General features: G+C 47.6%; 18 protein-coding genes and 3 tRNA genes. 12 read left to right on the forward strand and 9 right to left on the reverse strand.

Going from position 1 to position 22,192, the window contains the following annotated elements:
- Positions 1–154: 154 nt before the first annotated feature.
- The gene (locus tag NQ542_RS16920) at positions 155–427 is read right to left on the reverse strand and encodes an HU family DNA-binding protein (protein ID WP_005637478.1); all 273 of its coding nucleotides are present in this window, start codon (positions 425–427) and stop codon (positions 155–157) included.
- 186 nt (positions 428–613) lie between these two features.
- Here NQ542_RS16920 and NQ542_RS16925 point away from each other — a divergent pair, with 186 nt between their 5' ends.
- Genes NQ542_RS16925 through NQ542_RS16935 form a run of 3 tightly spaced genes read left to right on the forward strand, consistent with a single transcriptional unit; the run spans position 614 to position 3,301 of the window.
- Entirely contained in the window at positions 614–1,324 is a 711-nt protein-coding gene (locus NQ542_RS16925; protein WP_005637476.1) for a rhomboid family intramembrane serine protease, read from the forward strand.
- Positions 1,305–2,183: a rhomboid family intramembrane serine protease gene (locus NQ542_RS16930; RefSeq protein WP_005637474.1), complete on the forward strand. Its 879-nt coding sequence runs from the start codon at positions 1,305–1,307 to the stop codon at positions 2,181–2,183. The genes NQ542_RS16925 and NQ542_RS16930 overlap by 20 nt, the downstream gene beginning before the upstream one ends.
- A complete protein-coding gene (locus NQ542_RS16935) occupies positions 2,180–3,301 on the forward strand; it encodes an endonuclease/exonuclease/phosphatase family protein (protein WP_005637471.1) in 1,122 nt (373 codons plus the stop codon). Before NQ542_RS16930 ends, NQ542_RS16935 begins: the two co-directional genes overlap by 4 nt.
- An 85-nt stretch (positions 3,302–3,386) precedes the next feature.
- Here NQ542_RS16935 and NQ542_RS16940 read toward each other — a convergent pair whose 3' ends face one another.
- Entirely contained in the window at positions 3,387–3,938 is a 552-nt protein-coding gene (locus NQ542_RS16940; RefSeq protein ID WP_036724423.1) for a DUF4468 domain-containing protein, read from the reverse strand.
- Positions 3,939–3,942: 4 nt separating this feature from the next.
- Positions 3,943–4,944 carry a DUF4468 domain-containing protein gene (locus NQ542_RS16945; protein WP_005637466.1) on the reverse strand — a complete coding sequence of 334 codons (1,002 nt, stop codon included), beginning with the start codon at positions 4,942–4,944 and terminating at the stop codon, positions 3,943–3,945.
- A 164-nt stretch (positions 4,945–5,108) separates the two neighbouring features.
- Here NQ542_RS16945 and secDF point away from each other — a divergent pair, with 164 nt between their 5' ends.
- From secDF to hutH, 6 genes are all read left to right on the forward strand, one after another.
- The gene (secDF, locus tag NQ542_RS16950) at positions 5,109–8,123 is read left to right on the forward strand and encodes a protein translocase subunit SecDF (RefSeq protein ID WP_005637463.1); all 3,015 of its coding nucleotides are present in this window, start codon (positions 5,109–5,111) and stop codon (positions 8,121–8,123) included.
- A gap of 175 nt (positions 8,124–8,298) precedes the next feature.
- Entirely contained in the window at positions 8,299–10,302 is a 2,004-nt protein-coding gene (locus NQ542_RS16955) for a urocanate hydratase (RefSeq protein WP_005637460.1), read from the forward strand.
- The gene (ftcD, locus tag NQ542_RS16960; protein ID WP_005637457.1) at positions 10,299–11,204 is read left to right on the forward strand and encodes a glutamate formimidoyltransferase; all 906 of its coding nucleotides are present in this window, start codon (positions 10,299–10,301) and stop codon (positions 11,202–11,204) included. The genes NQ542_RS16955 and ftcD overlap by 4 nt, the downstream gene beginning before the upstream one ends.
- Positions 11,205–11,207: 3 nt before the next feature.
- Positions 11,208–12,458 (forward strand): imidazolonepropionase, encoded by a 1,251-nt coding sequence (hutI, locus tag NQ542_RS16965; protein WP_005637454.1) that lies wholly within the window; start codon positions 11,208–11,210, stop codon positions 12,456–12,458.
- Between the two features lie 41 nt (positions 12,459–12,499).
- Positions 12,500–13,135: a cyclodeaminase/cyclohydrolase family protein gene (locus NQ542_RS16970; protein ID WP_005637450.1), complete on the forward strand. Its 636-nt coding sequence runs from the start codon at positions 12,500–12,502 to the stop codon at positions 13,133–13,135.
- Between the two features lie 5 nt (positions 13,136–13,140).
- Entirely contained in the window at positions 13,141–14,631 is a 1,491-nt protein-coding gene (hutH, locus tag NQ542_RS16975; protein WP_005637447.1) for a histidine ammonia-lyase, read from the forward strand.
- Between the two features lie 130 nt (positions 14,632–14,761).
- Here hutH and NQ542_RS16980 read toward each other — a convergent pair whose 3' ends face one another.
- The 5 genes from NQ542_RS16980 to NQ542_RS17000 form a co-directional block, all read right to left on the reverse strand.
- Positions 14,762–15,871, reverse strand: a complete 1,110-nt coding sequence (locus NQ542_RS16980; protein WP_005637441.1) for an Mrp/NBP35 family ATP-binding protein — start codon at positions 15,869–15,871, stop codon at positions 14,762–14,764.
- A gap of 31 nt (positions 15,872–15,902) precedes the next feature.
- On the reverse strand, positions 15,903–16,661 hold the full coding sequence (trmB, locus tag NQ542_RS16985) for a tRNA (guanosine(46)-N7)-methyltransferase TrmB (protein WP_005637438.1): 759 nt from the start codon (positions 16,659–16,661) through the stop codon (positions 15,903–15,905).
- 123 nt (positions 16,662–16,784) lie between these two features.
- Positions 16,785–16,858: transfer RNA gene (locus NQ542_RS16990), tRNA-Asn, on the reverse strand.
- A 37-nt stretch (positions 16,859–16,895) separates the two neighbouring features.
- A tRNA-Asn gene (locus tag NQ542_RS16995) sits at positions 16,896–16,969 on the reverse strand.
- A gap of 37 nt (positions 16,970–17,006) precedes the next feature.
- A tRNA-Asn gene (locus NQ542_RS17000) sits at positions 17,007–17,080 on the reverse strand.
- Between the two features lie 108 nt (positions 17,081–17,188).
- Here NQ542_RS17000 and NQ542_RS17005 point away from each other — a divergent pair.
- From NQ542_RS17005 to NQ542_RS17015, 3 genes are read left to right on the forward strand one after another with little or no spacing between them, the layout of a single operon-like run.
- Complete coding sequence (locus NQ542_RS17005; protein WP_005637436.1) at positions 17,189–18,166, forward strand: adenosine kinase; 978 nt, start codon at positions 17,189–17,191, stop codon at positions 18,164–18,166.
- Between the two features lie 47 nt (positions 18,167–18,213).
- Complete coding sequence (locus NQ542_RS17010) at positions 18,214–19,905, forward strand: S41 family peptidase (RefSeq protein WP_005637433.1); 1,692 nt, start codon at positions 18,214–18,216, stop codon at positions 19,903–19,905.
- A 19-nt stretch (positions 19,906–19,924) separates the two neighbouring features.
- Positions 19,925–21,064 carry a zinc metalloprotease gene (locus tag NQ542_RS17015; RefSeq protein ID WP_005637431.1) on the forward strand — a complete coding sequence of 380 codons (1,140 nt, stop codon included), beginning with the start codon at positions 19,925–19,927 and terminating at the stop codon, positions 21,062–21,064.
- On the opposite strand, the gene NQ542_RS17020 is transcribed toward NQ542_RS17015, so the two are convergent.
- On the reverse strand, positions 21,061–22,188 hold the full coding sequence (locus NQ542_RS17020; RefSeq protein WP_005637430.1) for a metallophosphoesterase: 1,128 nt from the start codon (positions 22,186–22,188) through the stop codon (positions 21,061–21,063). The two genes, NQ542_RS17015 and NQ542_RS17020, sit on opposite strands and share 4 nt — an antisense overlap.
- Positions 22,189–22,192 lie beyond the last annotated feature (4 nt).

A 22,192-nucleotide genomic window follows, 5' to 3' on the forward strand; every position in this document is an offset into this window, starting at 1 on the left:
CCTGCAAAGGTACAGGTTTATTTTGTAAAAACCATAAGATTGGTGTGGGTAGGAAAGAGATAACTATGATTTGATAAAGTAACCGGCATGCAATAAGTAAAAAGGCATTCCGATTGCGGAGTGCCTTTTTACTTATTGAGAGTGTAAGACTAATTTACTTGATGATTTCTGTCAATTCGGCGCCAGCTTTGAATTTAACTGATTTGCGTGCCGGGATTTCGATTGGTTGTTTAGTCTTCGGGTTAACACCTTTGCGTGCAGATTTTTCAGCAACAGAGAAAGAACCAAAACCTAAAAGGGCCACTTTGCCACCTTCTTTTAATTCACTGGATACTGTTTCAACAAAAGCTTCAACAGCTTTCTTTGCATCAACTTTGCTTAAACCGGATTTTTCCGCTACAGCATTGATAAATTCTGTTTTGTTCATGATGGTTTGATAATTAATATATTAAACAATATTTGTGATAGCCTAAAAAGTCGGTGTCAAATGTAATTCTATTTTGATATATCGCAAAGAAAAAAAGAGTTTTTTTTATTGATTTACTATGTTTTAGTGCTATTTTGTCAGAAAACTGCCGAAATATATATACCTTTGTCCTTAAATTGTAAATATATGATGAATCAAAATAGTTCGGGATTCCTGAGCAGTATCCCGATGGTTACGAAAAACCTTATCATTATCAACCTGTTGTTTTGGGTAGCGAGTCTTGTTTTACCTAAAGTCGGGATTGATTTAGTCCAGTTATTCGGACTGCACTTTCCGGGTGTGAAGGATTTCTATCCTTTCCAGTTTGTGACTTATATGTTCATGCATGATACCCATTCGTTTGCGCACGTGTTTTTCAATATGTTCGGTGTGTATATGTTCGGACGCGTGCTGGAGAATGTCTGGGGGCCGAAGCGCTTCCTGATTTTTTACATGGTGACGGGTATCGGGGCGGGTATTACGCAGGAACTGGTTTGGCTGTATTCCGTCCATTCCTTCGCAAGTGCGAACGGGGTTACTCTGGTACAGTTGGTTGCAGGAGATCCTTCATTGAACTATCTGATTACGATCGGTGCTTCTGGTTCCGTATTCGGTATTTTGCTGGCATTTGCCATGTTGTTCCCGAATGTTCCGCTGTACCTGATGTTCATCCCTATTCCTATCAAGGCAAAATATTTCGTGATCTTTTACGGATTGGCCGAATTGTTTATGGGTGTCGCTAACAACGGTGGTGATTCCGTGGCGCATTTTGCCCACCTGGGCGGTATGCTTTTCGGTTATTTCCTGGTTCGGTATTGGAAAAAGAAAGATATAGACAATGGGCGATATTTTTACTAATCTCAAACGGACTTTCAATTCCGGCAACATCCTGGCAAAACTGATTTATATCAATGTCGGGCTATTCGTCATTATACGGTTGGCAAGTGTGATCCTGATGCTGTTCAATCTGGGCGGTTTTCCGTTTTTGCAGTATTTGCAAGTGCCTTCGTCTCCCGAATTGCTTTTGTACCGGCCGTGGACGATTATTACTTATATGTTCACGCATTTCGACTTTCTGCATATTCTGTTTAATATGCTGTGGTTATACTGGTTCGGCGGTTTGTTCCTTACTTTTTTCAGTGAGCGGCAATTAGGCGGCCTGTATCTGTTAGGAGGTATTGCCGGGGCTGTCTTGTTTCTTGTGGCATACAACATATTCCCTTATTTCCGTACAGTTGCCGCCTATAGTTATTTGATGGGAGCGTCGGCTTCGGTTATGGCCATTGTGTTTGCCGTCTCTTTCTACCGGAAAGACTTGGAGATCGGCTTGTTCCTGATCGGGAGGATCAAGTTGATTTATCTGGCCTTGTTTACATTTGTGATAGACTTGCTGGCTATTACATCGACGAATGCCGGCGGTCATATCGCCCATATCGGCGGGGCGTTGTTCGGCATCTGGTTTGCCGCCCGGATCAAGGAAGGCAAAGATCTGACGGCTCCTATGAACCGCTTACTTGACTGGGTGGTGAATCTGGGAAAGCGGAAACCCAAGATGCGTGTGACTTATAAACGTCCGGAGACCGATTATGAATATAATGCCCGTAAACATCGGGAAACAGTCGATCTGGATGCAATATTGGATAAATTAAAACGTTCCGGTTACGAAAGCCTTTCGGCAGAAGAAAAGAAAAAACTATTTGATGCCAGCAAAAAATGAGCGAGCGGTTTAAAGCGATCAGGATTCTGTTTAAATCTGTAGTCGGTACTGCCAATGTGATAGTTATTCTGCTATTCATTGCTTCGGCCTTCTCGGACAGAATTTCACCGGACAGGAGTGTGTTCTTCTCTTATCTAGGGTTGGGATTTCCTGTGTTTTGCGTTTTGAACCTCTGTTTTGTTGTTTATTGGCTGTTTCTTTGGGAATGGCGGTTTGTGTTGGTCGGACTATGTTCGTTCCTGATCTGCCGGGGGCCTGTAACCCGTTATTTCCCTTTCCATGACAGAGTGGACGATATTCCGAAAGAGAATGTACTGAAAGTCTTGACTTATAATGTCATGGGATTCGGTTATAAAGGCCATACGGAAGATGCTCCGAATCCGATCATACGGTATATTGCGAATTCCGGTGCGGATATCGTATGTCTGCAGGAATATGCAGTAGGTACTTCCAAGAACTTTTTGACGAATCAGAAGATCGCCAATGCCTTGAAGATGTATAGGTATCGCTCCATTATTCCGATCGGAACCTCCGGTACGCTCAAATTCAATATAGCCGTATTTTCCAAATATCCGATCTCCAAATCCCGTAAGATCAAGTATGACAGCTCTTTCAACGGCTCGTCCATTCATGAACTGGATATAAGAGGAAAGAAGTTGACTTTGATCAATAACCACTTGGAGTCTTTCAAGCTGACGATGGAGGACCGGAGCCATTATTCCGCATTTATCAAGAATCTGAATTCCGAAACGCTCGATGGTTTGAGAAGTTCCATCGAACAGAAGTTGGGACCTGCATTCCGGATACGTGCCCGTCAGGCGAGAGCGGTTGCCGAAGAAATCAAAAAGATCGATACCGATTATGTATTGGTCTGCGGTGACTTCAACGATACGCCGATTTCCTATGCCCATCGTACGATCCAGGGGCCGTTGAAAGATGCTTATGCTGCTTCAGGCCGTGGTGTCGGAGTCACCTATAATGAAAACTTCTTTTGGTTCAGGATCGACAACATCCTGCATTCAGCCAATATGAAACCGATCAACTGCACGGTCGACAAGGTGCGTTATTCCGACCATTATCCGTTATGGTGTTACTTGCAGTTGAAAGAGAATGATTGAAAATGAAAAATTCCCCTATACAGGAAGCCGTAGTTTCTCGTATAGGGGAATTTTTGTGCCGTGCTTATGGAGTTAGCTCTTTATGCTACAGTTCCGCATCGTTCACTGCATCCAGGATGTCGGCAAACAGGTTCTCGACGAAGAAGAACGTGGCATTACAAAACAGCTTCGGATCCTTGATCAAGGCAACTGTATTGCTTTTGCCATTATTGGCGATTACGCTTTCTGCCGAATACGTCTTGAACTTCTTATTGTTCTGTGGATCGTATTGATAAACGATATTGCTTACTTCTGCCGAGTAGCAGTTGTCGTGGCAATTGATTTTCATCTTGTATTTGATGATCGTTTTGTCTGTATCGTTCAACAGCATCTCGACTTTGGAAGAAACGTTGATAGTCCCTTTGGACTTCTTGGAGTTGACATTCGACAGGAATATATCTTTCGCATAGCTTTTCTTCGCCCATTGGTTGATTACTTCGAATATCTGGTCCTGGCTCATGTCTTTCACATGGACTGTGTCGCGATAGCATACTTTCCCGTTTCTCATCGGGGCACACTCGTCGACTTCGCCTTTATGCCCCTGTGCCGTTGCCAGCGCAGGGAGCATGATCAATAGAAGGAAAAACAGCTTTTTCATCATCCTATTTCATCCATACATTTACGATTTCACCGATGACGGTTATCTGCTGGCCTTCTGCCGTTTCGCCCTGCTTGCGGCAGTCGATGATCAGCCAGGCATCTCCGCTTTCACCTTTCTTGAAGAAAGACAAGCTATATGTGTCATTGTTACCTATTTCTTTATAGACAGGACTGTCTTTGCTGATGGCGATCGAGGCAATCGATTTGCCGAACATATTACCCGTGCCTTTCCACTGGGCGGATGTCTCTTTTGTATCCGGCTTACCGGCGGATACGACCTGCATATCGCTTTCCGGTAACATCTGTAATAATGTAGACGGAACCTTATCGGCGGCAAAAGCCACATATCCTTCTTTTGCCGGAACCGGAGTTGCCGGTTGGGTGGTCTGGGCTGGTGTCACAGTCCGAGCGGGAGTGACCGGTGTTGCCGGAACTACGTTGGCGGTTGCCTGCGTGCCTAAAGCGGCGGAGGCGGAGGCAAACATTTCGTCAATGAAATCGACTGTCTTTCTTCGGAATTTGCCGTTGCCTCGGTTCAATTTGGTTTGGTCTTTGTTCAGGCAATACTTATCTGTAATCCATTCTTCGGCGGTGTATTTTTCCGGTTCACGCTGGTACGATACATTATATTCGTAACGGATACCGGCCACTTTCACTATACATTTCTGGTTCTCGCATTCCATCGTGACGCGATAGTTCATTTCCGTACGGTCCAGAGAAAGGGCGGTGCTCTGGAAGACCAGGTTGGTTTGCCCTACTGCGGCGATGTCGCCTTTTGCCTTGTCGGAATAGACAACGCGGTTGCCGTCTTCACTGAAGAAACCGTCCGCCCAGTCCAGCATTTTGTCATATACTTCATCTTTCGAAAAAGAAGGTGCGTTTATCTCCTTTGCGAATACTACTTTACCATTCTCGACCGGAACGGCTCCGGCTAAATACTTGGAATCTTCCTGAGCCCAGAGTAGGGCCGGGATAAATAGCGTTAATAATAAAAGTTGCTTCATGGTTATTCTTTACTTATGTTTTTTACGGGCAAAGATATATAATTGTGGCTGAAATAAACTAAGAGTGTGACAAATAAATTAATCTAATTACTGTTGGACAAAGAAAAAAAGCCTATATTTGCACCCTGTGAAAAAACGAATAATAACATAAACATAAGATTCAAATGCAAAACAAAGGATTTGTAAAGGTCTTTGCGGTGTTACTTACGCTTGTCTGTATGTTTTATCTGTCATTCTCGTTCGTGACAAGACATTACAACAGTAAAGCCGCTGAGTATGCAGGTGGAGATCCGGTAAAAGAGAGTTCTTATTTGGACTCGTTATCTACTCAGAAGGTATGGTTGGGCTATACGCTCAAGGAGTGCCGTGAAATGGAAATCAGTTTAGGGCTTGACTTGAAGGGCGGTATGAACGTCGTTCTGGAATTGAATGTGGCCGATGTGATTCGCTCGCTTTCGAACAACAATCAGGACGAGAACTTCAATAAAGCATTGGACCTGGCTTATGAAAATCAGGCTACAAGTCAGAAGGACTTTATTGATCTATTTGCAGAAGAGTATAAGAAGTTAGATAATGGCGCCCGTTTATCCGCTATTTTCAGTACTTTCGAATTGAAAGACAAAATCACTCCGCAGAGCTCGGACGCACAGGTAATCGCCGTGTTGAAGGAAGAACTGAAGAGTGCAATCGATAATTCATTTAACGTATTGCGTACCCGTATCGACCGTTTCGGCGTGGTGTCTCCGAACATCCAGCGTTTGGAAACTGCCGGCCGTATCCTGGTTGAACTTCCGGGTGTGAAAGAACCGGAACGTGTGCGTAAATTATTACAGGGTAGTGCCAACCTCGAATTCTGGGAAACATACAACTTGCCGGAAATCTACCAGCAGTTGGTTGCCGCCGATAATATGTTGGCTACAATCCTGAAATCGGACGATACTGCTGCTGTAGGTTCGGATACTACGGCTATCGAAGCAACGGAAGAAGTAGTTGCCGACAATGCTGCTGCCGAAACAACCAACGACGCAGATTCTCTGCTGGCTAAGATCGGTGAAGACAAGCCTGAAGCACAGGCAGCCAAGAGCATGGAAGAATTCGCAAAGCAACATCCGTTGTTCGCCGTTCTGCAGATCAACCAGTATAACGGACAGTTGGCTCCCGGACCGGTTGTCGGTATTGCCGATAAGAAAGATATTGCCAAGATCAACGAATACCTGAACATGAAGCAGGTAAAAGATATTCTGCCGCGTAACCTTTCTTTGAAATGGGGCGTAAAGGCTATCGATGAAAAAGAACAATATTTCTACTTGTATGCAATCAAGATGACGAACCGCGACGGAACGCCTGCTTTGGGAGGTGACGTTGTAACGGATGCTAATGCAGACTTCGTTCAGCAGGCAGGCCGTTCAGAACAGCAGGTTAGCATGACTATGAACGCAGAAGGGGCTAAAGCATGGGCTCGCCTGACAAAAGAAAATATCGGTAAAGCGGTTGCTATCGTTCTCGACGATATGGTTTATTCAGCTCCTAACGTGCAGGTGGAAATCACAGGCGGACGTTCTCAGATCACAGGCCACTTCACTCCGGAAGAGGCAAAGGACTTGGCTAACGTGTTGAAATCCGGTAAAATGGCTGCTTCCGTACATATCGTACAGGAAGACGTTGTCGGCCCGTCTTTGGGTCAGGAAGCTATCAATTCCGGTGTTATCTCATTTGTTTTGGCTTTGATCCTGTTGATGTTCTACATGTGTGCCTTCTACGGAGTTCTTCCGGGCTTGATCGCCGACGGTGCTTTGGTATTGAACATCTTTTTCACAATGGGTATCCTTGCATCCTTCCAGGCAGTCCTTACGTTGCCGGGTATTGCCGGTATGGTGTTGACGCTGGGTATGGCTGTCGATGCCAACGTGTTGATCTACGAACGTACGAAAGAGGAACTTCGTGCCGGTAAATCGTTGAACAAAGCAATTGCCGATGGTTACAGCAACGCATTTTCTGCAATCTTCGACTCGAACTTGACTTCCATCATCACTGGTGTCGTATTGTTCTATTTCGGTACGGGTCCTATCCGTGGTTTTGCCACGACGATGATTATCGGTTTGTTCGCGTCCTTCCTGACGGCAGTCTTCCTGACTCGTATCGTTTACGAAGCACTGTTGGCAAAAGATAAACTGAAGAACGTGACCTTTACGACTTCTATTACGAAAGATTTATTGACGAATCCGAAGATCAACTTCTTGGCAGCCCGTAAGGTTGGGTATCTGATTCCGGCCGGTATTATTGTTTTGGGTGCGATCTCCATGTCTACTATCGGTTTGAACAACGGTATCGATTTCACCGGTGGACGTAACTATGTGATCCGTTTCGCCCAGGATGTGAAGACTGACGAAGTCCGTAATCTGTTGGATGCGCAGTTGGATGGTTCTGTTAGCGTTATCCAGATCGGTACTCCCGACCAGGTTCGTGTATCTACCAACTATAAGATTGAAGACAATGATCCGGCTATCGACCAGGAAATCGAAAATAAATTGTTTGAAGGTGTCAAGTCATTGCTTCCGGAAGGAACGACTTTGGCTCAGTTCACGGATCAGTATATCCAGAGCTCACAGAAGGTAGGACCGAGTATGGCAGACGATATCAAGAACGCTGCGTTTCTCGCAGTTGTATTTGCCATGTTCTGTATGGCGGCTTATATCTTGCTTCGTTTCCGCGACATCTCATTCTCTGTCGGTGCATTCGCTTCTGTAGCTGTCACGACTTTGTGTATTATTTCTTTCTATACGTTGCTTTGGAAGGTATTGCCTTTCTCTATGGAAGTCGACCAGACCTTTATCGCGGCTATCCTGACAATCATCGGTTACTCTATCAACGATACCGTGGTTGTGTTCGACCGTATCCGTGAAACAATCGGTCTGTATCCGAAGCGTGATCGTTATCAGGTGATCAACGATGCATTGAACTCGACTTTATCCCGTACCTTCAATACATCATTAACTACATTGGTAGTTGTATTGTGTATCTTCATCCTGGGTGGTGCGACGATCCGTAGCTTTACGTTCGCTATCTTGTTAGGTATCATTATCGGTACATATTCTACTCTGTTCGTGGCAACTCCTATCGCTTACGAATTGCAGAAGAAGAAGATCAATAAGAAAGCAGCTGCTGAAGCTGGTAAATAAGAATAGATTTTAATCCGATAGAAAAGGGCTGTTCCTGGTTAAGGGAATGGCCCTTTTTGTGCTTCTAAACATAATTGTGCCGGTTGGCAAGATGAAAGAGAATGCTTATCTTGTACGCCTCTTACTTCTGCTATTTACTTACAGATTGTAAGAAAACACCTTAAAATATCATGTTATGGAAGTACGCCTAAGTAACCAATTGCCGGTTTACCCATCTTTTGTTCCCGGTATCCGCCGCGCTCCTGATCGCGGCTATTCACTTACGCCTGCACAAACAGAAACGGCCTTGAAGAATGCGCTCCGTTACATTCCCGAAGAGTTGCATGAAGTGCTGGCTCCGGAGTTTATGGAAGAGTTGATGACTCGCGGCCGCATTTACGGATACCGTTATCGGCCGGAAGGAGACTTGAAAGCCAAGCCTGTCGACCAATATAAAGGGCAATGTCTGGAGGGAAAGGCTTTCCAGGTGATGATCGACAACAATCTCAGTTTCGATATCGCTCTCTATCCATACGAACTGGTCACGTATGGCGAAACCGGGCAGGTTTGCCAGAACTGGATGCAGTATCGCCTGATCAAGCAATATCTCGAAATACTGACGAGCGAGCAGACACTCGTGATCGAGTCCGGACATCCGTTGGGACTGTTCCGTTCCAAGCCGGATGCACCCCGTGTGATTATTACCAATTCCATGATGGTCGGCCTGTTCGACAATCAGAAAGACTGGCATATAGCCGCCCAGATGGGTGTCGCTAATTACGGACAGATGACCGCCGGCGGCTGGATGTATATCGGTCCGCAGGGGATTGTGCACGGGACGTTCAATACCTTATTGAATGCCGGGCGGAAGAAATTAGGCATTCCGCAGGATCAGGATTTGCGCGGGCATCTCTTTGTCTCCTCCGGTCTCGGAGGAATGAGTGGGGCACAACCGAAAGCGGCCGTTATAGCCGGTGCTGCCAGTATCATTGCAGAAGTGGACAGTTCCCGCATCCAGACCCGCCATTCGCAAGGTTGGGTTCAGCATGTGACTGAAGATAAAGCAGAAGCATTCCGTATGGCGCAGGAGGCTATGCAGGTAAGGGAACCGATTTCGATCGCTTATCATGGCAATATAGTAGACTTGTTGGAGTTTGCCGAGGCGCAGGCGATCCGGATCGATCTGCTGAGTGACCAAACTTCCTGTCATGCCGTCTATGAAGGTGGTTACTGTCCTGTCGGCATCTCCTTTGCCGAGCGTACGGAACTTCTTTCTCACGATATGGACCGGTTCTGCTCGTTGGTCGATCAATCTCTGCACCGTCATTTCGAGGTAATCAAGAAGCTTGTGGCTTGCGGCACTTACTTTTTCGACTATGGAAACTCGTTTATGAAAGCCATCTACGATGCCGGTGTAAAGGAAATTTCCCGGAACGGAATAGATGAGAAAGACGGTTTCATCTGGCCTTCCTATGTCGAGGACATTATGGGGCCGGAACTGTTCGATTATGGTTACGGGCCTTTCCGCTGGGTATGCCTGAGTGGGAAACATGAAGATCTGGTAAAGACCGACCAAGCAGCTATGGATTGCATCGATCCGAACCGGCGCGGGCAGGACAGGGATAACTACAACTGGATTCGCGATGCCGAGACAAACCGGCTTGTTGTCGGTACCGAGGCGCGCATTCTCTACCAGGATGCGGAAGGAAGATTGAATATCGCGCTCCGCTTCAACCGCATGGTGCGGGACGGAGAAGTCGGGCCGATCATGCTTGGACGTGACCATCATGATGTGAGTGGGACGGATTCGCCTTTCCGCGAAACGTCCAATATTTATGACGGAAGTAACGTCATGGCCGATATGGCTGTCCAGTGTTTTGCCGGAAATGCGGCACGGGGTATGAGCCTTGTTGCCCTTCATAATGGCGGCGGAGTCGGTATCGGGAAAGCGGTAAACGGTGGTTTCGGTATGGTGCTGGATGGAAGCGAACGGGTGGACGAAATCCTTCGTTCCGCCATGCTCTGGGATGTGATGGGAGGAGTGGCACGCCGTTCCTGGGCCAGGAATCCGAATGCCATGTCTACCAGTGCCGCCTTTAACGAAAACTATGGCGACTGGTATCATATCACGCTGCCTTTTATTCCGAAAGAAGATTTAATTCAAAATAGTATACGTACCTCTTTAAAACGCAAAGTATGAGTACATGGAATAAGATAATGGAATGTGTCCCCAATTTCAGTGAGGGAAGGGATTTAGAGAAAATAGAAAAGATAGTAGATAAATTTCGTGCCAAAGCCGGTGTAAAGCTGTTGGATTACAGTAATGACGAAGATCATAACCGACTGGTCGTAACGGTAGTCGGTGAACCGGAAGCTTTGAAGGACGCTTTGCTCGAAGCCATCGGACAGGCGGTGGAACTGATAGACCTCACGAAACACTCCGGGCAGCATCCGCGGATGGGAGCGGTCGATGTCGTTCCTTTTATCCCGATCAGAGGGTGTACGATGGATGAGGCGATTGCGCTCTCCAAAGAAGTGGGCGAGAAGGTGGCCGCTCTCTATCGAGTACCGGTTTTCCTGTATGAGAAGTCGGCTTCGGCTCCACACCGAGAGAACTTGGCGGCGATCCGCAAAGGTGAGTTTGAGGGTATGGAAGCAAAGATCAAGCAGCCGGAATGGAAACCTGACTTCGGGCCTGCCGAACGGCATCCATCGGCAGGGACAGTGGCGATCGGCGCCCGTATGCCGCTGGTGGCTTATAACGTCAATTTGGGCACGGCAAACCTGGAGATCGCGAGCAGTATCGCCAAAAAGATCCGCTTCATAGGTGGCGGGCTCCGCTACTGCAAGGCGATGGGAGTGGAACTGAAAGAACGCGGCATCGTGCAGGTTTCGATCAATATGACCGATTATACCCGCACCGCCCTTTATCGCGCTTTCGAGCTGGTACGCATTGAGGCACGTCGCTATGGTGTCCCAGTCGTCGGAAGCGAGATTATTGGGTTGGTTCCGATGGAGGCGTTGATTGATACGGCTTCTTACTATTTGGGACTGGAAGACTTTTCAATAGATCAGGTATTGGAAACCAGGATAATGGGATAGACGATGGAAGACGAAAAGATATTGATACGGAATGCGTCGCAGGTGGTGACTTGTTCTGGTTTTGAAGCGAAGAAGGGGAAGGCTATGTCCGATGTCGGGATAATCGAGGACGGGGCGGTTGCTGTATCGGATGGTATTATCACGCATGTGGGACCGACTGAAGAGGTCCTCCGGCAAGTGGATGTCGGAGATTATCTGGAAGTAGACGCTTCCGGACGTGCGCTTCTGCCAGGGTTTGTGGATAGCCATACGCACTTCGTCTTCGGTGGTTACCGCGAGGAGGAGTTCTCTTGGCGGATGAAAGGAGACAGCTATATGTCGATCATGGAAAGGGGAGGCGGGATCGTCAATACGATGAATGCGACCCGGAACGCCAGCTATGATGACCTGTACGGCGATGCATACGACCGTCTCGACGCTATGATGGATATGGGCGTGACTACTGTCGAAGGAAAGAGTGGTTACGGTCTTGACTTGGCGACCGAGCTGATCCAGCTTCGTGTCATGAAGGAGTTGAACGACGAACACCCGTTGGATGTGGTCTCTACTTTCCTCGGTGCACATGCTGTCCCGCCGGAGTTTGCCGGGCGTACGGACGCATATGTCGATTACATAATAGAAGGAGTGTTGCCCCATGTGCGTGCAGAACATTCGGTAACCTTCTGCGATGTCTTTTGCGAACAAGGCGTTTTCTCGGTCGAACAAAGCGAACGTTTGTTGAAAGCAGCCCGCAGCCAGCGTTTCAAACTGAAACTTCATGCCGATGAGATCGTTTCTTTCGGAGGAGCCGAATTGGCAGCCCGCCTGAAAGCCGTGAGTGCCGACCATCTGTTGCATATCTCCGATACCGGCATCAAACGCCTGGCACGTTCGGGGACGATCGCGACTTTGCTTCCGCTTACCGCTTTCTCGCTAAATGAACCTTATGCTCCGGGACGCCGGATGATAGATGCCGGTTGCGCCGTGGCACTGGCTTCCGACCTGAACCCCGGTAGTTGCTTCTCCAGTTCGATCCCGTTGTTGTTCGCCCTGGCCTGCATCCAGATGAAACTTACTCCCGAAGAAGCCCTGACCGCCCTTACGATCAACGGAGCGGCAGCGTTAGGGCGGGAAAAGAAGGTCGGTAGCATCGATGTCGGAAAGAAGGCGGACTTGGTCTTGTTGAAATTCCCTTCTTATAAGTTCCTTCCTTATCATATAGGAATGAATATCGTGGACACGGTTATCAAAGACGGCGTGCTTTATATCGTTTGACGGGATGAAGATAAAATGTTTAATCTTAAATAATAGACACAATGCTTGTAGATTTGACAATCAAAGGATTTCTTGCCGAAACGGCGGGTAGCGCGCCTGTTCCGGGGGGCGGAAGTATCTCGGCTCTGAACGGGGCTATTGCGACGGCACTTACCGAGATGGTGGCAAACCTGACGATCGGTAAGAAGAAATATGCCGATGTGGAAGGCCAGATGCGGACAATCGCGACGGAGGCAGCCATCATTCGTGAACGGCTGATCCGGGATATAGACCGCGATAGCGAAGCGTACGACCGTGTGTTTGCCGCCTTTAAACTCCCGAAGGAAACGGAGGAGGAAAAAGCCGAGCGCAGCCGGGTGATCCAGGATGCGACGAAACAGGCGGCTATGGTCCCGATGGAAGTGGCCGAAGAGATTGCCTCGGTGATGGAGACTATTATATATGTGGCGCATAAAGGGAACCGGAATGCCGTGACCGATGCCTGTGTGGCGATGATGACGGCCCGTACCTGTGTGTTAGGGGCTTTGCTGAATGTCCGTATCAATCTTACATCTATCAAGGATGAAGCGTTTGTCAAACGGATGTCGGAGAAAGCGGATTTCCTCGAATCCGAAGCGATCCGGATAGAGAAGAAGTTGCTGGATTGGACGCAGGAGCAATTGAAAGTTGAAAATTGAAAGTTATGGGAAATGTACATTATGTGGGGGCGGAACCGCTGACGTTCGAACGTATCGAAGAGATATTGACCGGAAATATGAAGTTGGAACTGACCCCGGAAGTGAAGGAACGTATCCAGCGTTGCCGCGATTATCTGGACCGGAAGATCGAGACACAGAGCGAGCCGCTTTACGGCATCACGACAGGCTTTGGTTCCTTGTGTAATAAGAATATCTCGCCGGATGAACTCAGCACCTTGCAGGAGAATCTGGTGAAAAGCCATGCCTGTAGCGTGGGGGATGAGGTGAGCCCGGTGATTGTCCGCCTGATGATGCTGTTGAAGGCGCATGCTTTGTCGCTGGGGCATAGCGGCGTGCAGGTGATAACGGTGCAGCGTATCCTTGATTTCTTTAATAATGACGTGCTCCCGATCGTCTATGACCGGGGTTCGCTTGGGGCGTCGGGCGACCTGGCTCCGTTGGCGAATCTTTTCCTTCCGCTTATCGGAGTGGGAGATGTGTATTATAAAGGGAAGAAGAGGGAGGCTATCAGTGTCCTGGACGAGTTTGCCTGGAAGCCGGTGCGCCTGATGAGTAAAGAGGGATTGGCGTTGCTGAACGGTACGCAGTTTATGAGTGCCAACGGCGTGTTTGCCCTGATGCGTGCTTTTGCCGTGTCGAAGCGGGCGGATCTGATTGCGGCCTTGTCGCTCGAAGCCTTCGACGGGCGGATCGATCCTTTTATGGATTGCATCCAGCAGATGCGTCCGCATCCCGGACAGATCGAGACGGGCGATGCTTTCCGCCGCATTCTGGAGGGCAGCGAACTGATCAGCCGGAAGAAGGAGCATGTGCAGGACCCGTATTCGTTCCGCTGCATCCCGCAGGTACACGGGGCGACGAAAGATGCGATCCGGTATGTCTCCGGCGTATTGCTTACCGAGATCAATTCCGTGACGGACAACCCGACGATCTTTCCCGACGAGGACAAGATCATCTCCGGAGGTAATTTCCACGGCCAGCCGTTGGCGATCTCCTACGATTTCCTTGCGATTGCGTTGGCTGAGTTGGGAAATATTTCCGAACGCCGTGTCGCGCAGTTGATCATGGGACTTCGGGGCTTGCCTGAATTTCTGGTTGCCAACCCCGGACTGAATTCCGGCTTTATGATCCCGCAATATGCGGCAGCCAGCATGGTAAGCCAGAACAAGATGTACTGTTATGCCGCCAGCAGCGACTCGATCGTGTCCAGCAACGGGCAGGAAGACCATGTGAGTATGGGGGCCAATGCAGCGACGAAGCTCTTTAAGATAATGGACAACTTGGATCATATCCTGGCGATTGAGCTGATGAATGCGGCACAAGGTATCGAGTTCCGCCGTCCGGCGCGTACTTCCCCTATCTTGGAGAAATTCCTGAAAGCCTATCGCAAAGAGGTTCCCTTCATTGGCGAAGACATCATCATGTATCCCGAAATACATCGGACGGTCGCTTTCCTAAGACGGTATACTTTATAATAAGAAGATAGGATTGTGTCCAATTTCTTGGTGATGTGTCAAAATTTATCTCTCTCTTTTGCCGGGGGATTAATCCCCCGGCAAGGAATTGATTTCTCTTTCTTTTTGACACATCCTACTCACTCTCTTATTACTTCTTGGTAACAACAACCCTCTTTGTCGGATCCAAATGTTCGTTACGGTAATCGATCTGTTTCACGACATTTTCGGCTAACTTCTGGAATGCCTGGCCAGTGATGCTGTCCGGATTGAGGGCGACTGGCTTTCCGCTGTCTCCACCTTCGCAAATGCTTTGTACGATGGGGATTTGTCCTAGCAACGGGATATTCAGTTCTTCCGCCAGACGTTTGCCTCCTTCTTTGCCGAACAGGTAGTATTTGTTTTCTGGCAGCTCGGCAGGCGTGAACCAAGACATGTTCTCGACCAGTCCCAATACTGGTACGTTGATCTTCTCACCTGTAAACATACTGATCCCTTTGCGGGCATCTGCCAACGCCACTTCTTGCGGTGTGCTGACAACGATGGCGCCGGTGATGGCCAATGTCTGTACCATCGTCAGGTGGATATCGCTTGTTCCCGGTGGCAGGTCGATCAGGAAATAGTCCAGATCGCCCCAGTTGGCGTCGCCGATCAACTGTTTCAAGGCATTGCTTGCCATTGCGCCGCGCCAAAGGACGGCGTCTTCCTTATTGATAAAAAAACCGATGGACAGTAGCTTCACGCCGTAGTTGGCAGCCGGTTCGATCAGTTCGCGGCCTCCCACCTCCACCATATAGGGACGGGCTTCTTCTACATTGAACATCTTAGGCTGCGAAGGACCGAAGATATCGGCATCCAGTAAACCGACCTTGTGACCCTGCAAAGCCAGCGCTACCGCCAAGTTGGCCGCTACTGTACTTTTGCCTACGCCACCCTTGCCGGAAGATACGGCGATGATATTTTTTACCTCCGGCAGCAGCTTGTCTGGTTCAGGACGGGCCGCCTGCTTGGCGTCAACCGTGATATTACCCTTGATGTCCACTTCTTCTCCTACGTAAGTAAGGATAGCCGTCTCGGCAGCTTTTACCACCGATTTGATAAACGGATCGTTCGGTTTTTCGAAAAGGAGCGAGAAGCTTACTTTGTTACCGTCGATCCGGATATTATCTTCTACCATACCCATTGTCACAAGGTCTTTTCCTGTGCCGGGGTAACGCACCTTTGCCAGTGCGTCCATGATTAGCTTTGGATAGAGTGTCATGTTGTATGATTTATAATTTATGATTTATGAATTATTTGCCGGAAGCCAACGCACTCCGTTTGCTCCGGTTGAAACTGCGATACGGATCGTATTCGATTTCCACTTCCGGTTCTACCAGTTCATCCCGTTCTTCACAGACAAACTTGATGTATTTGATGGTTAACCCGCGGTCCAACCACTGCTGTTCATAATAGGTCTTGATAGAAAGAATGTTGTCTGTCAGCCCCGAATGATACAAATCGTCGTTGCTGAACAGTACGGGATAGCGATTTGCTTTTACCATCTCGCAGGTGTAGGTGTACATGAAGTTGCTGTCTGTTTTCAGATGTATGATGCCATCTCCCGCCAGTATCTCGCGGTACATCTTCATGAAGCGAGTGGAGGTAAGGCGTTTGTTCGCTTTCTTCATCTGCGGGTCAGGGAAGGTGAGCCAGATCTCGGCCACCTCTCCGGCAGCAAAGAAATGGGCGATCAGTTCGATACTGGTCCTGAGGAAGGCAACGTTCGTCATACCTGCCTCAAGCGATTCTTTCGCCCCTGTCCACATACGGGCTCCCTTGATATCGACTCCTATAAAATTTTTGTTGGGAAATAACTTTCCCAAACCTACCGTATATTCTCCTTTTCCGCAGCCTAATTCAAGCACGATCGGATTGTCGTTCTTAAAGAACTGTTCGTGCCAGTGCCCCTTTAGCTCAAATCCTTTCTCTTGAAGGGTTGCAAACGGATATTGGAACACATGGGGATAGCTCGCCATGTCGTCAAACTTTGCTAATTTATTCTTTCCCATAATGCAAAGGTAATATAATTACACGTAAAAAGACTATAACCTGCTAGGCAATTATTCGATCAGGTTATCGTCCCAATCATGCATAAAAAAAGAGATACTCTTGTGAAGTATCTCTCTCTTTCGCTCTTCCTCTTGGACTTGAACCAAGGACCCTCTGATTAACAGTCAGATGCTCTAACCAACTGAGCTAAGGAAGAATATGTCTTTTTCAGTCTTTCCCGATGCCTTTTTTTGCTCTTCCTCTTGGACTTGAACCAAGGACCCTCTGATTAACAGTCAGATGCTCTAACCAACTGAGCTAAGGAAGAATATGTCTTTTTCAGTCTTTCCCGATGCCTTTTTTTGCTCTTCCTCTTGGACTTGAACCAAGGACCCTCTGATTAACAGTCAGATGCTCTAACCAACTGAGCTAAGGAAGAATTTATTTCTTTCAGTTCGGGACTTATTAATCCCTTTCTGAATTTGCACTGCAAAAGTAGAGGTTCTTTTTGAAATATGCAATATCTTTGCGAAAAAAAATAGAAAAAATGAATACGATTGGATTAGGAAACGCTTTGGTAGACGTTCTGCTGAAGCTTGAGAACGATGATGTACTGGCGGAAGTAGGCATACAGAAAGGCGCAATGGATATGATCAACCAGGAGCAGATGATTAAAATCCGTAAATCGCAGGAAGGCCTTGAACGCAGTCAGGCACCGGGAGGTTCAGTATGCAATACCATGCGTGCGATGGCTATTTTGGGAGCAAAAGCAGGATTTATAGGTAAGATCGGATCCGATTCTGTAGGTGAGTATTATGAAGAGGCTTTGAAAAAAGCGAATGTCTCTCCCTATTTTGCCAAGACAGACGGTATTTCCGGTAGCTGCACAGTTCTGATTTCTCCCGATGGCGAGCGTACGATGGGAACCTTCCTCGGACCGGCCCCGACGATCACGCCGGATGAGATAACGGAAGAGATGCTTTCCGCTTACCAATGTATTTATATCGAAGGCTATCTGTTGGTGAACGAAGAACTGGTGCGCACTACTATGCAGAAAGCGAAAAAGTTAGGATTGAAGGTTGCCCTCGATCTATCTAACTTCAATATCGTGAATGCTTTCCGGGGGCTATTAGACGATATTATCCCTGAATATGTCGATATCCTTTTCTCCAACGAAAGCGAAGCGGAAGCCTTTACCGGGCTGAAAGCACACGAAGCGGTCAAGGTCCTTTCAGAACAGGTAGAGATTTCTTTAGTCACTTTAGGAAAAGAAGGCGCTCTGGTGGGAAGCAAGGGACAGGTTATCGCTGTTCCGGCGGAAGGCGGCAAACCGGTCGACACGACGGGAGCCGGCGACCACTTTGCCGCCGGATTCCTTTACGGACAGTCGGTCGGTGCGACTTTGGAGCAGTCGGCACGTATCGGATCGCTTTTGGCCGGTTACATAATTGATGTTATCGGGGCGCAGATACCGGATGATAAATGGGAACAAATAAAGTTAAAAGTAAATAGTATATTGTCCTGACAAGCGTTTATTATATACATTTACGTCGTTAATTAACTAAATATTCTATGTATAAACAACGAGAGAAAATAATAGTTCTTTTTAGTTTGCTGCTTCTGTTAGGAGGCGTGATTCCCGGACAGGCACAGAAAGACAATCGTTTCGAGGTCAGTAAGAACCTGGATATCTTTAACGCTCTGGTAAAAGAGGTGGAAATGTTTTATGTGGATTCGGTCGACGTCGAGAAAACGGTGCGTCGGGGTATCGATGCCATGTTAGGCGGCTTGGACCCTTATACCGAATACTACCCGGAGCAGGAAATGGATAAACTGAAATTCATGACGACCGGCGAATATGGCGGTATCGGTTCTTATATCCGTGAACGGAAAGAAGGCGGTGTCTATATTATTGAGCCGTTTGAAGGGATGCCGGCTGCTTTGGCAGGATTGAAAGCGGGCGACCGCATTCTGGCTATCGATACGGTGGATGTGACCGACAAATCTTCGGATGAGGTGAGTGCCCTGTTGAAAGGTGTCCCCAATACGAAAATGGTATTGAAGATACAGAGTCCGTATGACAAGAAACCGCGTGAAGTGGAACTGGTGCGTAGGCAGATTTTGGAAAATCAGGTTACTTATTATGGTGTGCGTGGTGATAGCGTAGGCTATATCTATTTGAAGGGTTTTACAGATAAGAGTGCGCAGGAAGTAAAAAATGCGTTTGAAGACTTGAAAAAGAACCATCATATAAAATCACTGATTCTGGACTTGCGTAACAATGGCGGCGGTTTGTTGGAAAGCGCTACGCAAATAGTCGGTATGTTCGTCCCGAAGGGGAAAGAAGTGGTTTCGACAAAAGGGAAGATCAGCCAGTGGGACCGCACTTACCGGACACCGGGCGAACCTCTCGACACGGTGATGCCGATGGCTGTCCTTATTAATGGAGCCTCTGCTTCTGCTGCCGAGATCGTTTCGGGCTCTTTACAGGATATGGACCGTGCTGTGTTGATTGGACAGCGTTCTTTCGGAAAGGGACTTGTGCAGTCTCCCCGTGAACTTCCTTATAATGGAAGTGTGAAAGTGACGATGAGCAAATATTATATCCCTAGCGGCCGTTGTATCCAGCAGATGGACTATTCGCACCGGAAAGCAGATGGTAGCGTCGGGGCTATTCCAGATAGCCTGACGTCTGTATTCTATACTTCCAAAGGACGTCCCGTTCGGGATGGAGGCGGTATTACCCCTGACTTTAAAATAGAAGAACCGGAAACACCGACTATGATGTTCTATTTGGTGACAGACTTTCTCTTGACGGACTTTGTCGCCGAATGGTCCCAGAAACATAAGAAAATCGCTCCGCCCGAAGACTTCGAGGTGACGGATGAAGATTTTGAGGCTTTCAAGCAATATGCTAAAGAAAAGAACTTCACCTATGACCGGCAGAGTGAAAAGCTGTTGAAGAACTTGAAAGAAGTGGCTAAGTTTGAAGGTTACATGGATAATGATTCTACCATTTTCAACTCTTTGGAAGCTAAACTGACTCCGGACTTGGATCGGGATTTCGACCGCAACAAGGATCAGATTAAGAAACTGTTGACTTCCGAGATTATGAAACGTTATTATTTCCAGAAAGGCGAGTTGATAAACAGCTTGAAGGAAGATGATGTTTTGGATAAGGCGCTAGAAGTGTTGGGTGATCCAGCATTATACCAGCAGACATTGGAAGCGCCGGGAAAGGTAGAGAAAACGGCTACATTATAATCGAGGTAAGAGACTTGCCATGAAGAGTGCTTTGAAGTTGCTTGTGTTTTTGGGCATCGGATGTTTGATCGGCATTGTTTTGGTGTGTGCCGGTATCGTGTCGTTTACGGATATGACATGGAATGAACTGGTGCAGAAGCTGGCCAAGATAGAGGCGCTTGAGGTGGTGGGGATATTTGCCGGGAGCATCGTTTGTACGTTGGTCGCTTTTATTTTGCAAATTGTTTTGCATGAAGGAGGCCATTTGCTTTTCGGGCTGCTCTCCGGCTATCGTTTTGTCTCTTTCCGTATTTTCAATTGGACGCTGATTCGCCAAGAAGGGAAATTCCGTTTGAAGCGTTTCGGCATCGCGGGGACAGGTGGACAATGCCTGATGCTCCCGCCTGACAAGCCTTTGGAAGAGATCCCTGTTGCGCTTTACCATTGGGGAGGCGTTATTGTCAATATGTCGGTAGCGCTTTTGGCTTTTGTGGTTTGGTATGTGGTGGAAGATCCTTCTCCTCTGCTGGCACAATTCCTGGTTATGATGTGTTTTGCCGGTGTGTCGTTGGGATTGCTCAATGGCATCCCGTTCAAGAGGGGAATTACTAATGATGCGGCCAATGTACGTTTGATGAGGAAGTACCCGAAGAGTAAAAAGGCGATGATAGTCCAGCTGCGCGTCAATGCCTGTATACAAGAAGGTATCCGGATAAAGGATATGCCGGAAGAGTGGTTTGCTTGGGTGGATGACATTGATTACGGGGAACCGATGCAACTGAATATCCGTTTGCTGCAAGTAGGGCGACTGCTGGATTTAGGGCAAATGGAAGAGGCCTATGTTGCATTGGAAGAGATTGCAAGACACAAGGGGGAGATGATCGGGCTTTTGGCGAAAGAGGTGGTTTGCGAACTCATCTATTTGGATCTGGTGACTGGGCATAACCGATGGGCAGATACGTTATACACGAAAGAAATAGAACTTTACGTCCGGCAATACCGTGTTTTGATGTCTTCAAAACAGCGTTTTCTCTGTGCTTGGGCACTTTATAAGGAGCGAGATCGGGAGAAAGCGTTGGCAATCTATAAAAATGTAGTCCAAAAGCAAACTCAATATCTGTTGCTGGGGGAAGTGAAGATGGATATCGCCATGATGGAGGCAATGTTTCATCCTGCTTAATTGGCAAACCGGATGTGCAGCACGATCATTTCTGATACAGTACCGACCCGGTAGGGAGGTCCGGCTATCCCGATGCCGGAAGATACATAGAACTGGACCGGCCCTTTCTTATGGTAGCCATACGGACATTCATAGATCAATTTCATTACGAGGGGGTAAGGCCATAGCTGTCCGTTATGGGTATGTCCGTGGAGTCCGAGATCCACACCGTTCATTGTCATTTCGGCGAACGACCAGGGTTGATGATCCAATACGATGATCGGTTTGGTTGTGTCTATGCCTGCCATGAGTACATGTAACGGCTTTCTTTTCTTGTTGATATGGTCGTCCCGTCCGATCAGATAGAATGAAGAGTCCGGACGTGCAACGGAATCGATCAGAAGCGTCGCCCCTGTTTTCTTCAGCCAACGGTATTTGGCTATGCGGTTGGCGCGATACTCATGGTTGCCATAAACCACATACACGCCTAATGGGGCTTTCAGTTGTTTCAAATCCTCTTCGATATGTGCTTTTTCGGCAAAGCGTGATTCATAATCCATGATATCGCCTACTAGGACGACCAGGTCGGGATGTTGTGCGTTGCTCATCTTCACGTATCGCTGTACCAGTTCCTTACCGATCATTTCTCCGATATGGAGGTCGCTCATCATGACAATCGTCATGCTGTCACGGTCGCTACTTCCTTTGGGTAGGGTGACATATACATCTTTGACAACCGGATAGGCGACGACATGGTAAGCATGAAACATCAGGCCGGTAACGATTGCCATGACTAAAAAGAACAGGACCAGTTTCGTTTGTTTCCAGTGGCTCGTAATCCAGCCGGGAAACCAATGGAAGAAACGGTTGCTAAGCCGGAGCACTTCCAGACCCAATAGGGATAGCGTGATATAAATAGATGCGATATACCAGGTGTTACAGATATATTGGATGGCAATCATGACAGAGTCCGGCAATACATTGCGGAACGTAAATCCGAAAAAGAAGATTGATAATTCAAGGATAAAAAACAAGATATAAGGAATCCTCCAACTCTTTTTGGGGGGAATTGCCTGATACCCTCGCCAGAAGATGTAAGGATTCAGTAATATCTGTGCTACTATCGATTGAATGAAAACTTTCATGTCT

This window comes from Parabacteroides merdae ATCC 43184, from assembly GCF_025151215.1.
Classification (GTDB): Bacteria; Bacteroidota; Bacteroidia; order Bacteroidales; family Tannerellaceae; genus Parabacteroides; species Parabacteroides merdae.

What these genes read in the sequence shown, in the direction of transcription:
- NQ542_RS16920 (WP_005637478.1), bottom strand. Translation starts at nt 427, where the DNA reads ATGAACAAAACAGAATTTATCAATGCTGTAGCGGAAAAATCCGGTTTA.
- NQ542_RS16925 (WP_005637476.1), top strand. Translation starts at nt 614, where the DNA reads ATGATGAATCAAAATAGTTCGGGATTCCTGAGCAGTATCCCGATGGTT.
- NQ542_RS16930 (WP_005637474.1), top strand. Translation starts at nt 1,305, where the DNA reads ATGGGCGATATTTTTACTAATCTCAAACGGACTTTCAATTCCGGCAAC.
- NQ542_RS16935 (WP_005637471.1), top strand. Translation starts at nt 2,180, where the DNA reads ATGAGCGAGCGGTTTAAAGCGATCAGGATTCTGTTTAAATCTGTAGTC.
- NQ542_RS16940 (WP_036724423.1), bottom strand. Translation starts at nt 3,938, where the DNA reads ATGAAAAAGCTGTTTTTCCTTCTATTGATCATGCTCCCTGCGCTGGCA.
- NQ542_RS16945 (WP_005637466.1), bottom strand. Translation starts at nt 4,944, where the DNA reads ATGAAGCAACTTTTATTATTAACGCTATTTATCCCGGCCCTACTCTGG.
- secDF (WP_005637463.1), top strand. Translation starts at nt 5,109, where the DNA reads ATGCAAAACAAAGGATTTGTAAAGGTCTTTGCGGTGTTACTTACGCTT.
- NQ542_RS16955 (WP_005637460.1), top strand. Translation starts at nt 8,299, where the DNA reads ATGGAAGTACGCCTAAGTAACCAATTGCCGGTTTACCCATCTTTTGTT.
- ftcD (WP_005637457.1), top strand. Translation starts at nt 10,299, where the DNA reads ATGAGTACATGGAATAAGATAATGGAATGTGTCCCCAATTTCAGTGAG.
- hutI (WP_005637454.1), top strand. Translation starts at nt 11,208, where the DNA reads ATGGAAGACGAAAAGATATTGATACGGAATGCGTCGCAGGTGGTGACT.
- NQ542_RS16970 (WP_005637450.1), top strand. Translation starts at nt 12,500, where the DNA reads ATGCTTGTAGATTTGACAATCAAAGGATTTCTTGCCGAAACGGCGGGT.
- hutH (WP_005637447.1), top strand. Translation starts at nt 13,141, where the DNA reads ATGGGAAATGTACATTATGTGGGGGCGGAACCGCTGACGTTCGAACGT.
- NQ542_RS16980 (WP_005637441.1), bottom strand. Translation starts at nt 15,871, where the DNA reads ATGACACTCTATCCAAAGCTAATCATGGACGCACTGGCAAAGGTGCGT.
- trmB (WP_005637438.1), bottom strand. Translation starts at nt 16,661, where the DNA reads ATGGGAAAGAATAAATTAGCAAAGTTTGACGACATGGCGAGCTATCCC.
- NQ542_RS17005 (WP_005637436.1), top strand. Translation starts at nt 17,189, where the DNA reads ATGAATACGATTGGATTAGGAAACGCTTTGGTAGACGTTCTGCTGAAG.
- NQ542_RS17010 (WP_005637433.1), top strand. Translation starts at nt 18,214, where the DNA reads ATGTATAAACAACGAGAGAAAATAATAGTTCTTTTTAGTTTGCTGCTT.
- NQ542_RS17015 (WP_005637431.1), top strand. Translation starts at nt 19,925, where the DNA reads ATGAAGAGTGCTTTGAAGTTGCTTGTGTTTTTGGGCATCGGATGTTTG.
- NQ542_RS17020 (WP_005637430.1), bottom strand. Translation starts at nt 22,188, where the DNA reads ATGAAAGTTTTCATTCAATCGATAGTAGCACAGATATTACTGAATCCT.